The 13,214-nt window shown below is 52.3% G+C and carries 9 protein-coding genes and 2 pseudogenes; 1 reads left to right on the top strand and 10 read right to left on the bottom strand.

Translation table 11 applies throughout. The features are described from left to right. The 3 genes and pseudogenes from UC15_RS21740 to UC15_RS21730 all read right to left on the bottom strand — a co-directional run. A pseudogene (locus UC15_RS21740) lies at positions 1 to 335 on the bottom strand (hypothetical protein); the annotation flags it as partial. A gap of 4 nt (positions 336 to 339) precedes the next feature. Then, on the bottom strand, positions 340 to 3,411 hold the full coding sequence (locus UC15_RS21735) for a T6SS effector BTH_I2691 family protein (protein ID WP_112290877.1): 3,072 nt from the start codon (positions 3,409 to 3,411) through the stop codon (positions 340 to 342). Positions 3,412 to 3,520: 109 nt separating this feature from the next. Further along, positions 3,521 to 4,327, bottom strand: a pseudogene (locus UC15_RS21730) (sugar phosphate isomerase/epimerase family protein); the annotation flags it as partial. Between the two features lie 274 nt (positions 4,328 to 4,601). Between UC15_RS21730 and UC15_RS21725 the strand changes: the two are divergent. After that, positions 4,602 to 5,129: a TetR family transcriptional regulator gene (locus UC15_RS21725; RefSeq protein WP_369964580.1), complete on the top strand. Its 528-nt coding sequence runs from the start codon at positions 4,602 to 4,604 to the stop codon at positions 5,127 to 5,129. Between the two features lie 84 nt (positions 5,130 to 5,213). On the opposite strand, the gene phoU is transcribed toward UC15_RS21725, so the two are convergent. The 7 genes from phoU to glmS all read right to left on the bottom strand — a co-directional run bounded on the left by phoU (position 5,214) and on the right by glmS (position 12,996). Next, on the bottom strand, positions 5,214 to 5,945 hold the full coding sequence (phoU, locus tag UC15_RS21720; protein ID WP_112290873.1) for a phosphate signaling complex protein PhoU: 732 nt from the start codon (positions 5,943 to 5,945) through the stop codon (positions 5,214 to 5,216). A 10-nt stretch (positions 5,946 to 5,955) separates the two neighbouring features. Continuing rightward, complete coding sequence (gene pstB / locus UC15_RS21715; protein WP_013577692.1) at positions 5,956 to 6,723, bottom strand: phosphate ABC transporter ATP-binding protein PstB; 768 nt, start codon at positions 6,721 to 6,723, stop codon at positions 5,956 to 5,958. 99 nt (positions 6,724 to 6,822) lie between these two features. Then, on the bottom strand, positions 6,823 to 7,710 hold the full coding sequence (pstA, locus tag UC15_RS21710; RefSeq protein ID WP_112290871.1) for a phosphate ABC transporter permease PstA: 888 nt from the start codon (positions 7,708 to 7,710) through the stop codon (positions 6,823 to 6,825). 1 nt (position 7,711) lies between these two features. Continuing rightward, entirely contained in the window at positions 7,712 to 8,668 is a 957-nt protein-coding gene (gene pstC / locus UC15_RS21705; protein WP_112290870.1) for a phosphate ABC transporter permease PstC, read from the bottom strand. A gap of 191 nt (positions 8,669 to 8,859) precedes the next feature. Next, complete coding sequence (gene pstS / locus UC15_RS21700) at positions 8,860 to 9,900, bottom strand: phosphate ABC transporter substrate-binding protein PstS (RefSeq protein ID WP_112290868.1); 1,041 nt, start codon at positions 9,898 to 9,900, stop codon at positions 8,860 to 8,862. Positions 9,901 to 10,116: 216 nt separating this feature from the next. After that, entirely contained in the window at positions 10,117 to 11,001 is an 885-nt protein-coding gene (rluF, locus tag UC15_RS21695; RefSeq protein WP_112290866.1) for a 23S rRNA pseudouridine(2604) synthase RluF, read from the bottom strand. A gap of 165 nt (positions 11,002 to 11,166) precedes the next feature. Further along, positions 11,167 to 12,996 carry a glutamine--fructose-6-phosphate transaminase (isomerizing) gene (glmS, locus tag UC15_RS21690; RefSeq protein WP_112290864.1) on the bottom strand — a complete coding sequence of 610 codons (1,830 nt, stop codon included), beginning with the start codon at positions 12,994 to 12,996 and terminating at the stop codon, positions 11,167 to 11,169. Positions 12,997 to 13,214 lie beyond the last annotated feature (218 nt).

Genomic DNA, 13,214 nt, shown 5'->3' with positions numbered 1-13,214 from the left:
CCCCGGGGTTCAAATAAAACCGTTCGGAAGAAGAAAATCAAAACTAATAAAAAAACAAAAACAACTAAACAAATAATTAATAAAAATGAGGCGTGAGTAGTTATCCCCGGTAAATCAAAGAATGTAAGAATAAGGACAAATGGGATAAGTGGTGTAAACGACATGAACCATAGTCCCCCCCACCCGTAATTCACATAACGCGGGATCTCCATCCACACATCATTGATTTCATTCACCCGGATGAGCTGCGGCGGAGCTTTCTGATCGTCTGCCTGTTTAGGTAAATCTTCGTCCCAGTATCGAACTGGCGCATCAAGTCTGGACTGTCGTTTCATCACATCATCCCTGTTTACTGACCGTCAGGCTCAGCTGATAATCTGCATCAGTATTATCCGGCCAGTAATTCGCGATTAGTGTCACTTTCGCTGTACGGCTTTGCTCCGCCCAGACACTGACCATCAGATTCAGGCTGTTTATCTTCCTCTCTTTACCGCCTTCCGTTACCGTCTCCTCATCCACTGACAGACGGTATTTATAATAACCGGAAGGCTCCACAGCCTGATACCCGTCAGCCTGCCCCGGCGCACTCACTGATTGCGAGAACAATACCTTATCGTCACCGGCACGCGCCAGATGCACGGACCAGCCACCTTTGTCTGCCGCCCATCCGGGCATACTCACCCGCAGATCGATGCGTTCATAAATCACACCCTCAAGGGTGGTGCGACCGGTTGGGCTAACAGCAGAAGCAAAAGCCACATCTGCCACCATGCCGCTGACAATCGCCCGGTAATCGATCAGGGCTTCGGCCAGGTCTTCCAGGCTGTTGGCATGCCAGACGATATCGTTACCATGCCGCTTCAGCTCAATGCCGAAGCAGGTACGTCGCAACCAGATTTCAAACGCTTTGGAGCGCAACTCACTGCCAACATACGCCAGCATGGCCCCGCTAATTAACAGTATCGCCGCCCAGCCGGCTGGGCCAAATCCTAGAAACCCTGTACCTGACGTGCTGGAAGCTAAAGAAAAAAGGCCCTGAGCACCATAAAAACTACTTACTACCCCTCCAATAACCATGGAGCCTCCCCCAAGAAAATAACTCACAGAGGCACTGGTATCGCCAGCTTTGTACGTATCCTTGCCCTTTAATATATTTCTGTAACCATCAGCAATACCCGCAATCCCCCCCAACACAGCCCCAAACCTGACCATGGCGGGCACCTGCTCTGCGGCGCTCAGCACCACCCAGTTTTTCTTTAACGCCAGTTTGTAGGCAAAACCTGACAATTCTGAGAAGCCTTCCATCATCAGCAGGGTGTTAATGGCCATATCCGCGACGAGATCTTTATCAGTGCCCACGGAGTTATTCAGCCGCTCCGTCAGTTCACGCCAGTTAAACCACTGCATCGCCAGCAATCCTGCCCCCAGTATCAGGCCGGCACCGTCACCGCTGACCAGTCGGCGGCTTAACTCGCCATATTTGGCGATCTGCGCATAAGTTGCTTTAAGCACCGGACCGGTTGCGCCTTTTTCTGCCAGCGACAGCTCTGAAAGATAGACATTGTGCAATTCATCCAATACCGCAGGGTTATTGAACGGTTTTTCCGTCAAGCCGGGTAACTCGCTTTGCAGTTTCGCCAGAGTCCCCGGTGCACTGAACTCCACCCAAAGCGGCGTATCCAGCCCTTTGCCCCGCATCCCCTGAATTTCATCCACCACCGACATACTGCCACCGGTTAGCCTGAGCACGGGGCCGTTTTGCGACATGGCCTGACGCAGGGAAGCGGAATGTCTGAGATGTTTCTGCAACCCGCGGAAGGTCGTCTGGTATCTCAGTACAACGACGGATTCGCCCGCAGTCAGCATGGCCGCCTGCATCATCCACATAAACCCTTTGCGGGGAGCCTCGGCCAGCGACTTACCCAGCCGGGCGGCAGAGCCAGTGACTGCCAGCATACGGATAGCCCAGCTCCGCTGGATGGCAGCACCTTTCAGATACTGACCAAACTCATCGGAAGTTGCCGCCGCTTTATAATTACCGTAGTTGAAAACAGTGTTCAGCAATGAGGTGTCCATTCCCGTAAAGCCCTGATACGCCGGTGAGTCAGCCTTTTCGAGCCACAACGCCCAGACCTTTAAGGTATCTTTGCCCATTGCACCGCCCTGCACACAGGCAGCAAGCGTCAGCATCTGCGCAGCCCAGCTCCCCGCACTGCTATCAGGAGAATAATCATGCGTAATGATCGTCTGCCAGCCGGGTGCCTGATACCAGGCGGCAAGATCTGTATCAATGGCGGCAAGCTGCTTTTCAGGGGAGGTAAATCGCTCTTCAAATTCAGCGGCAAAGGACGCCCGCGCCGGTTCGTCATAGTTTTCCAGCAAACGATGCGTTTGTTGGCTGAACGTTTTCTCCCAGGGAACGGGTCGTGGATAGCCGCCCCCGATACCCGGACCTGATGACGCCTGGCGGGGATTATTCACTACCTCAGTTTTTATATTGTCGAGGTACTGGCAGATCGCCTCAGAAATCATATGTCGGTGGAAGACGCCGGGAAGCTCAAGATATTCCTGCCTCGCTTCCGCAATCTGCATACGGCTATTATTCAGTTCCTGAATCACGCCCACGCTGTCATTCAGCGCCAGCGCCACGGTCCGGCATTGGTACTCCACATTAAAGTGCGAGATTTTCAGTTCCAGAATTCTCTGTTTAACAATGTCCGTACGGGGGAAAAAACCGTGAACGCCACCGTCTGGTTCACCGGTAAGTCTTTTGGGATTATTGAAAAAATACTCGGTGGCAAACTCGGCAACATTAGCTTTCATTGAGGAGAGTTGCGGATCCATAATCAGCGCTGCGGGTATACTCGCCGGATTATTTTTCAACTCCGGAAGAGAAATTTTGGTGAAACGACTGACCGGGCGCCTTTCGGACTTATATTCCTCAAGCACCTCTTTACTCCAGGGATCGCGGCTGAAAGCCAGCCAGGCTTCACTGTATTTTTTGTCATCGATATTGATGAAACTGGCAGAAACATCGTGCCCGTGCTGAGCACAGGATTCACTCAGCGGTTCAACGGTTTCACTTTCGGGCATATTAAAGGGATTGAATTGTCGCAGATAGCCTTTGGCCGTCACCTGATAGCCCTGCCAGATCCGCTTATCCAGCAAGACATACACATAGCCCATGCGTAAAGTACGCAGCGCATATTTAAATTCGCTTCCGGTCAGTTCAACTTCTTGCTGAGGAACATCTGGTCGCCAGCCTGTATTCACCAGAGTATGAGGCACCGCTGCGACACGCAGAGGATAGATCGGTAATCCTTTCCGCTGGCAGGCTTTGCAGCCTGAAGGGGTAGAAGTGGCCTGCTCACTGGCAACCGCGTTCTTCAACATCTGACTTCTGAAATCCATGAATAACATTCCCTTGTTTTTTTCATGGTTAATACGCCGAATTACACACGATGTAAAACTTAACCTAAATTTCCTCTATAAATGGATTTGAATTGTGATCCTGATCGTAAGCCTGCATCCGCTTTTCCAGCTCCGCTAAGGATCGCAGGCCATCTGCCAGCGGCAGGGTTTTATCATTGAAGATTTCAAGCGACCACGGCCCGGTGAAGCCTTTTCGGTTCAGCGTGCTGACGAAATCCACCAGCGGTAAATCACCCTGCCCCGGATAACAGCGATAACTACGGCTCCATTGCTGCACATTCATGTCTTTGTAGGGCGCATCAGCCAGTTGCAGGAAGCTGATTTTATCCAGCGGCACTTCGTCCAGCCGGTCAAGATTGTCGCCCGTGGCGAGAATATGGAAGCTGTCGAGCACAATGCCCAGCGCCGGACTGTTCACCTCACGTACGCGATCCCACGCCTGCCGGTAGCGGTTGATGTGTTTGCCCCACGCCAGCGCTTCAAAACCGATGCGGATATCATAAGGCTCCGCCATTTCAGCCAGCGCGGCGAGATCGGCAATCTGCACATCCCGCTCCGGTGAGCTTTCCGGATCGGTGTTGCTGCACACCAGTAAATGATCGCAGCCCAGCTCGCGCATCAGATCAAACTGACGGCGCGCGCTGGCGAGTTTTTCGATACGTTTTTCCGCAGGAACGCCTTCGAAATCGCGGAAAGGCTGCAGCAGGAAAATACGCAAGCCGAGGGAATCGGCGAGATTACGGATAGCCACCGGCTTGACCGGACTTTTAAGCAAATCATCTTCGAATATTTCCACGCCATCGAATCCCGCAGCAGCTATCGCCGTGAGCTTTTCAGGCAAGGTTCCTGGTACTGAAACTGTCGCAATTGAACGTAAACGGGTGGTTGCAGGCAAAATAGCGTCCTTTAAGTCAGGCTTCGATACTTACAGTAGTGGACCCTCATGCCACGTTCGTCAAGTGCAGAGGCGTTGTATGAACGCACGGATTGTAACTGAGCGACGCAATGGTTAATCTCTGTGGCGTGAATGTGGTTAATGATGAGGATAAGACGCTGAGCAGCCAAAGTTCCCCGGCGCCGGACGTAAAAATGATCCGATAGGACTGAAGCAGCGCATTTTTGACAGCGCTTTGGCTGAATTCGCAGAATCCGGTCTGATGGGCGCACGCATGGAAAATATCGCTTCTAACGCCAGTACCACGAAACGTATGGTGGTCTATCACTACAAGACCAAAGAAGCGTTGTACATGCTGGTGCTGGAGCACGTTTACCGCGGTATCCGTCAGCACGAGCGGGATCTGGATCTCTCGTCATTTCCGCCCGCGGAAGCTATCGTCAAACTGGTCGAAGCCAGCTTTGATTTCCACGTCTCACATCCGGAATTCATTCGTATTGTTTCAACGGAAAACATGCTGCGCGGCCGGTTTATCCGTCAGTCCACCAGCATCCGTGAAATCAACAAATCGGCATTAACGCTGCTGGAAGATATTCTCGCGCGCGGCAAGCAAAGCCATCTGTTCAAAGAAGATGCGCAGGCACGCGACGTTCACCGTCTGATCAGCAGCCTGTGCGTGCACCAGGTTGCCAACCAGTATACGTTCGGCGCTTTGTTTGAAAATCCGGATGAAGTGGATTTACAGACCGCCCATTACCGACAGTTGGCCGTACAGGTCGCGCTGCGCTATGTGATGAAGTAATTGTGCTGATCGGACGCTGTTACAGAGCGGATAGCAAAAAGGCCTCGTAAGAGGCCTTTTTTGTCGGGCAGTATCAGCCAGTGATTATTCTTTCGGCGCGTCTTTGCCGTCTGTTAGCAGTTTGTCCAGCGCATCGCCGCCCACGTGACGGAAATCCTGACCCTTCACGAAGTAGAAAATGAATTCGCAGATGTTCTGGCAACGGTCGCCGATACGTTCGATAGAACGGGCGCAGAACAGTGCGGTCAGCACGCTTGGAATCGTGCGTGGATCTTCCATCATGTAGGTCATCAGCTGGCGCACAATGCCTTCATATTCCTGATCCACTTTTTTATCCTCACGGTAAATACGCACCGCTTCGTCAAGATCCATACGCGCAAACGCATCCAGCACATCATGCAGCATCTCTACGGTATGGCGGCCCAGCGATTCCAGGCTGACCAGCAACGGCTGATGCAAATGTGAGAATTTTTCCAGCGCCGTGCGGCAGATTTTATCTGCCACGTCACCGATACGCTCGAGTTCAGAAATGGTTTTGATAATCGCCATCACCAAACGTAAATCGCTGGCGGTTGGCTGGCGCTTGGCAATGATGCGCACACAAGCTTCGTCGATCGCCACTTCCATCAGGTTAACTTTGTCATCACCTTTGATGACGCGTTGCGCCAGTTCGGCATCCTGATTGTGCATCGCCGTGATGGCGTCAGTCAGTTGTTGCTCAACCAGGCCGCCCATCGCCAGAACCTGTGTACGGATATGTTCAAGCTCAGCATTGAACTGGCCAGAAATGTGTTTGTTTAAGTTCAGGTTGTCCATTCTTTGTACCTCAACCGTAGCGGCCAGTAATGTAATCTTCAGTCTGTTTGCGCGCTGGTGAAGTGAACAGCGAGTCAGTGTCGCTGTATTCGATCAGTTCGCCCAGATACATAAACGCAGTGCGATCTGAACAACGCGCAGCCTGCTGCATGTTGTGGGTCACGATCACCACGGTGTAATCAGATTTTAACTCGGTGATCAGCTCTTCAATACGGCCGGTAGAAATCGGATCGAGCGCCGAGCAAGGTTCATCGAGCAGCAGAACGTCAGGACGGATCGCAATACCACGTGCAATACACAAACGCTGTTGCTGGCCGCCGGACAGGCTGTAACCACTCTGGTGCAACTTGTCTTTAGATTCATTCCACAATGCAGCTTTGGTCAGCGCCCATTGCACACGCTCGTCCATATCCGTGCGGGACAGCTTTTCAAACAGACGGACACCAAACGCGATGTTGTCATAAATAGACATCGGGAATGGCGTCGGTTTCTGGAAGACCATACCGACTTTGGCGCGCAGCAGCGCGATGTCCTGCTTATCCACCAGAATGTTTTCGCCGTCGAGCAGGATTTCACCTTCTGCGTGCTGTTCCGGATATAACTGGTACATTTTGTTGAACGTACGCAGCAGCGTGGATTTACCACAACCTGACGGACCGATGAATGCCGTGACTTCGTTCTTAGCGATATCCAGGGAAATATTTTTCAGCGCGTGGAATTTGCCGTAATAAAAGTTCAGATCGCGAACCTGAATCTTGCTGTTGGATGCGTCAGTCATTCGACTCATTAAGACATCTCTCTTATTCGCGCGCCGCATGGCGACGCCGGGTAAACAGTGACGGCAGCCGTTTTCGTCTGCCATCGATAATGAATGAACTTATTGCTTTTTCGGCGCGAAAATCACACGCGCCAGAATGTTCAGCAGCAGCACGCACACCGTAATCAGTAGCACGCCCGCCCAGGCCAGTTGTTGCCACTCGCCAAACGGGCTCATCGCAAACTTAAAGATAGTCACCGGCAGGTTGGCAATCGGCTGCATCATGTCAGTGCTCCAGAACTGGTTGGAGAGTGACGTGAACAGCAGCGGCGCGGTTTCACCGGCAATACGGGCAATCGCCAGCAAAATACCGGTGATAATGCCGGAAACAGACGCTTTCAGCGTGATGGCCGAAATCATTTTCCATTTCGGCGTACCCAGCGCATAAGCTGCTTCACGCAGGCTGTCGGGCACCAGTTTCAGCATGTTTTCCGTGGTACGGATAACAATCGGGATTTGTAACAACGCCAGCGCCAGAACGCCTGCCCAGCCAGAGAAGTGACCCATTTTTGCCACCATAATGGTGTACACAAACAGGCCGACAACGATGGATGGCGCAGAAAGCAAAATGTCGTTGATGAAGCGAATGAATTCAGCGAGCCAGGATTTGCGACCATATTCGGCCAGATAAATCCCCGCCATCACGCCCAGCGGAGTACCGATGACCGTCGCCCATAAAATCAGTAATCCGCTGCCCGCAATGGCATTCGCCAGACCGCCGCCCGCCGTGTTCGGTGGCGGCGTGTTTTGCGTGAACAGCGCCAGCGACATCCCGTCCACACCTTTGACGATGGTGGTAAACAGGATCCAGACCAGCCAGAACAGACCAAACGCCATGGTCATCATCGAGACCATCAGCGCGATACGGTTTTTCTGACGGCGCCATGCCTGACGTTTACGGCGTGATTCCAGTAATGCTGCGTTACTTTGCATGTCGAGTGTCGTCATCTTAACGGCCCTCTTTCTTAGCCAGACGCAGGATCATCACTTTCGACAGCGCCAGGACAATAAAGGTGATAACAAACAAGATCAGACCCAGTTCCATCAGCGCGGCAGTGTGCAGACCGGCTTCCGCTTCGGCAAATTCGTTTGCCAGTGCGGAGGTAATACTGTTGCCCGGCGCATAAAGTGATGCGCTGTCGAGCTGGTAGGTGTTACCGATAATAAAGGTCACTGCCATGGTTTCGCCCAGTGCGCGTCCCAGACCTAACATCACGCCACCGATAACCCCATTTTTGGTGAACGGCAGCACGATGCGCCAGATCACTTCCCACGTGGTGCAACCAATGCCGTAAGCAGATTCTTTCATCATCACCGGCGTTTGCTCGAACACGTCACGCATGACGGAGGCAATGTACGGGATGATCATAATGGCGAGAATGACGCCCGCCGCCAGAATACCGATACCAAAACCCGGGCCGGCGAACAGTGCGCCAACAATCGGGATACCGGAAAGTACATCACCCACCGGCGTCTGGAAGTACTGCGCAAACAGCGGTGCAAAGACAAACAGACCCCACATGCCATAAACAATGCTGGGGATCGCCGCCAGCAGTTCGATAGCAATACCCAGCGGGCGTTTCATCCAGTTCGGCGCCAGCTCAGTGAGGAATAATGCGATACCAAAGCTGACAGGAACTGCAATCAGCAAGGCAATAATGGAGGTCACGACCGTGCCGTAAATCGGCACCAGTGCGCCGAATTGTTCGTTCGGAGCATCCCAGGTTTTCGTCCACAGGAAGGATAAACCAAACTTTTCGATGCTCGGCAGGGAAGCAATAAACAGCGAGACGATAATGCCGCCCAGCATGAATAGCACAATCAGCGCAGCCAGTTTGACCAGAGCGCCGAAGATGATGTCACCGTTTTTGCTGGGTGCCTTGATAGCCGGCTTGTATTCAGCCATACCACTCTCTTTTAATTCAGATTTAATTCCCTCCCCGGCCGGAGAGGGAATGAAGCAGAGTTACTATACCCAAAATAATTGGAGTTGCACCAAGCCAGCTGCAAGTGAATCCCGGTGAGCTTACTCAGGTAAGTGATTCGGGTGAACGAGCGCAGCTAACGCCGGTGCAGCTTCAGGTATGACAGGTATTCCTAGTACAGTGCTTTGCCGCTGCTGTCTTTAACGTTGGTTTTCCATGCTGCACGGATCTGCTCAACCACTGATTCAGGCAGGGCTGCGTAATCCAGATCGGTCGTCAGCTTGTTGCCGTTTTTGTAAGCCCAGTCGAAGAACTTCAGCACTTCAGTGCCTTTCGCTGCGTCTTGCTGATCTTTGTAAATCAGAATGAAGGTGGTGGAGCTGATTGGCCACGCATTGTCACCTTTCTGATTAGTCAGGTCCTGAGCGAAGGTTTTGCTCCAGTCAGCGCCTTTAGCCGCTGCGCTGAAGGACTCTTCAGTCGGGCTGATCGCTTTACCGTCAGCATCAACCAGCTTGGTGTAAGCCAGGTTGTTTTGCTTGGCGTAAGCATATTCTACATAACCGATTGAACCAGGCAGACGCTGAACAAAGGCTGCAACGCCGTCGTTACCTTTACCGCCGAGACCCGTAGGCCAGTTCACAGTGGAACCAGAACCGATTTTGTCTTTCCACTCGCTGTTTACTTTCGCCAGGTAACTGGTGAAGACATAAGAGGTACCGGAACCGTCAGCACGGCGAACGACCGCGATGTTGGTGTCTGGCAGTTTCACGCCTGGGTTCAGCTTGGTGATCGCAGCGTCGTTCCACTTTTTGATTTTGCCGAGGTAGATATCACCCAGCGTTGCGCCGTCCAGCGTCAGCTGACCGGATTTGATCCCCGGGATGTTAACAGCCAGTACCACGCCACCGATCACGGTAGGGAACTGGAACAGGCCGTTTTTGGCCAGATCTTCGTCTTTCATCGGGGCATCAGATGCGCCGAAGTCTACGGTCTTGGCGATGATTTGTTTCACGCCGCCGGAAGAACCGATGCCCTGATAGTTAACCTGAGTACCGGTTTCTTTCTGATATGCGTCAGCCCACTTAGCGTAAACAGGAGCTGGGAAGGTACCGCCAGCGCCAGTCAGGTTAGTGGCAGCGAAAGCAGACATTGCTGTGAGGGAGAAAGTCGCTGCTACAAGACCGGCGACGGTGTTACGCATCAATTTCATGTTCCACTCCTGGTGGTTTTAAACTTCCCGACTGATGTCGACGTTAATTAAAGTGTTTGGCACAGGAGGAAAATAGGACAGTTTAGTGACAGTAAAATGTACGTTATGTGACAGTTTTATGACACTGGTCACAATTCGAACCATACGGGCAAAATGCGGAGATTTTAAGCGGGAAATGCCGGTTGTGACACCGGCAGATGACTAAAAGCGGGCAAATTATCGCCCTTTCTTCTTACGTCCGGGCTGGGCAAAACGCTTACGGGAGCCTGAATTACCCTCCGGTTTTTCGGTATTTTTCGGTTTTGTGACAGCCGGTTTTGCAGCAGTGGGTTTCTTAGCCTGAGCAGTTTTTGCCTGCGCTTTTTTCGCCGGTTTATCTTCAGACGACGAATTTTCAATCAGTTTAAATAACTCAATCAGTTCATCATCGGTCAGGTCACGCCATTCGCCCAGCGGCAATCCTTTCAGATTGATGTTCATGATGCGCACGCGTTCGAGCTTAGTGACTTCAAAACCAAAGTGCTTAGTCATACGGCGGATCTGGCGGTTAAGCCCCTGCACCAGCGTAATACGAAACACCATCGGCGCTTCTTTCTTCACTTTGCACTTTTTGGTCACGGTACCGAGCATCGGTACGCCCGCGCCCATACCGGCAATAAACTCGTCTGTGATCGGCTTGTTGACGGTGACGATGTATTCTTTTTCGTGGTCGTTACCGGCGCGCAGGATTTTGTTGACCAGATCGCCATGATTGGTCAGCAGAATCAGGCCCTGCGAATCTTTATCCAGACGGCCAATCGGGAAGACGCGTTTGCTGTGGTTAACGAAATCGCGGATGTTGTCCCGCTCACCTTCTTCCATCGTGGTGATGATGCCGACAGGTTTGTTCAGCGCGATCAGTACCAGATCTTCTTCATCACGCGGCTCGATAACCTGACCATTCACTTTCACCACATCGCCGGCAAATACCTGAGCCCCTACCGCGGCACGCCTGCCGTTAATAAAAACATTTCCCTGTTCGATGTAACGATCGGCATCGCGGCGCGAGCAAATTCCGCTCTCGCTGATGTATTTGTTAAGACGAATGGAGTCGGTCTGCATTGAGCAAAGCACCTTCAGAAAAACGCGAACTATACCTTATCCGGCGCGGGTTACGAAGTCTGAGAGAAGAAAATCGTGACCGTTTACTGAGAAAGAGAAAAACCGGAAACAATAAAAAAGCGCCCCGAAAGGCGCTCAGAGAATCAGCGACTGAATAGGTCGGTTTTATTCGACGGTCACAGACTTCGCCAGGTTACGTGGCTGGTCAACGTCGGTGCCTTTAATCAGCGCAACGTAGTAGGACAGCAACTGTAACGGCACGGTGTAGAAAATCGGTGCGACGATTTCTTCAACGTGTGGCAGCTGGATAATCTTCATCCCTTCGCTGTCGGTGAAACCGGCGTTCTGATCTGCGAAGACATACAGCAGCCCGCCACGGGCGCGCACTTCTTCGATATTCGATTTCAGTTTTTCCAGCAATTCGTTATTAGGTGCAACGACGATCACCGGCATATCCGCGTCAATCAGCGCCAGCGGGCCATGTTTCAGCTCGCCCGCCGCATAAGCTTCTGCGTGAATATACGAAATCTCTTTCAGCTTCAGCGCACCTTCCATCGCGATCGGATACTGATCGCCGCGACCGAGGAACAGGGCGTGATGCTTGTCAGAGAAACCTTCAGCCAGAGATTCGATGGTTTTATCCAGCGACAGCATTTGTTCGATACGCGCAGGCAACGCCTGAAGCGCGTGAACAATGTCATGCTCAACTTGCGGGCTCATCCCTTTCAGACGGCCCATGCGAGCCACCAGCATCAGCAGAACGGTCAGCTGCGTGGTGAACGCTTTAGTAGAGGCCACGCCAATTTCGGTTCCGGCTTTAGTCATCAGCGCCAGATCGGATTCACGTACCAGAGAAGAACCGGCCACGTTACAGACCGCCAGAGAACCGAGATAACCCAGCTCTTTGGACAGACGCAGCGCTGCCAGCGTATCAGCCGTTTCACCAGACTGAGAAAGCGTGATGATAAGGCTGCCCGGACGAACAGCGGATTTGCGATAGCGGAATTCTGACGCGATTTCGACATCACATGGCATACCGGCCAGAGATTCGAACCAGTAACGAGCCACCATGCCGGAGTTGTAAGACGTCCCGCAGGCGATGATCTGCACATGCTGAACACGGGACAGAATTTCGTCAGCTTTTTCGCCCAGCTCGCTCAGATTCACTTCGCCGTGACTGAAACGCCCTTCGAGGGTGTTTTTAATGGCCAGCGGTTGTTCGTAAATCTCTTTTTGCATGTAGTGACGGTAAACGCCTTTGTCACCGGCGTCGTACTGTACTTTGGATTCGATTTCTTCACGCTCAACGGCATGACCATTTTTGTCATATACGCTGACAGAACGGCGCTTAACCTCAGCAACATCACCTTCTTCCAGGAACAGGAAGCGGCGGGTAACAGGTAACAGCGCCAGCTGGTCGGAAGCGATGAAGTTTTCACCCACGCCACGGCCAATCACCAGCGGGCTACCGGAACGGGCAGCGACCAGAACAGACGGGTCGCGGCGGTCCATCACTACCGTACCGTACGCACCACGCAGTTGCGGGATAACACGCTGAACGACTTCCAGCAGCGTGCCGCCCTGAAGTTGTTCCCAATGCACCAGATGCGCGATCACTTCGGTATCCGTTTCAGAATCAAAACGGTAGCCGCGTTCAATCAGTAACTCACGCAGAGGTTCGTGGTTTTCGATAATACCGTTATGCACAACCGCGATGTAATCAGACACATGCGGGTGGGCATTGGCTTCAGAAGGCTCGCCATGTGTTGCCCAGCGGGTGTGAGCAATACCGGTACCGCCGTGCAGCGGATGTTCATCCAGCGCATCAGCCAGCATCTGGACTTTGCCCAGACGACGCAGACGTCCCATTTTCCCGTCGGCATCAATCACAGCCAGACCGGCTGAGTCATAACCGCGGTATTCGAGACGGCGTAAACCTTCCAACAAAATTTCAGCAATATCGCGTTGCGCCACAGCGCCTACAATTCCACACATCAGTTTTATTCCTATAGAAGGTCTTTCGGGACCTTTTTTGATGCCTGACCTGATTTATCCACAAGCCCCGTTTTCCGGTGTACTTGCGGTTCCCCGAGCCTTGTAGAGAGTTGGGGATTATTATGTTTTGGACTGAATTTCGACGACAAAATGCAGACCAAAACACAACGTGATAAACAAACATCAGGCGCAGAAAACTGCGCCTGAATGCTTAAGCC

Source organism: Rahnella sp. AN3-3W3 (genome assembly GCF_003263545.1).
Classification (GTDB): domain Bacteria; phylum Pseudomonadota; class Gammaproteobacteria; order Enterobacterales; family Enterobacteriaceae; genus Rahnella; species Rahnella variigena.
This window is presented reverse-complemented; position numbering and strand designations above follow the sequence as displayed.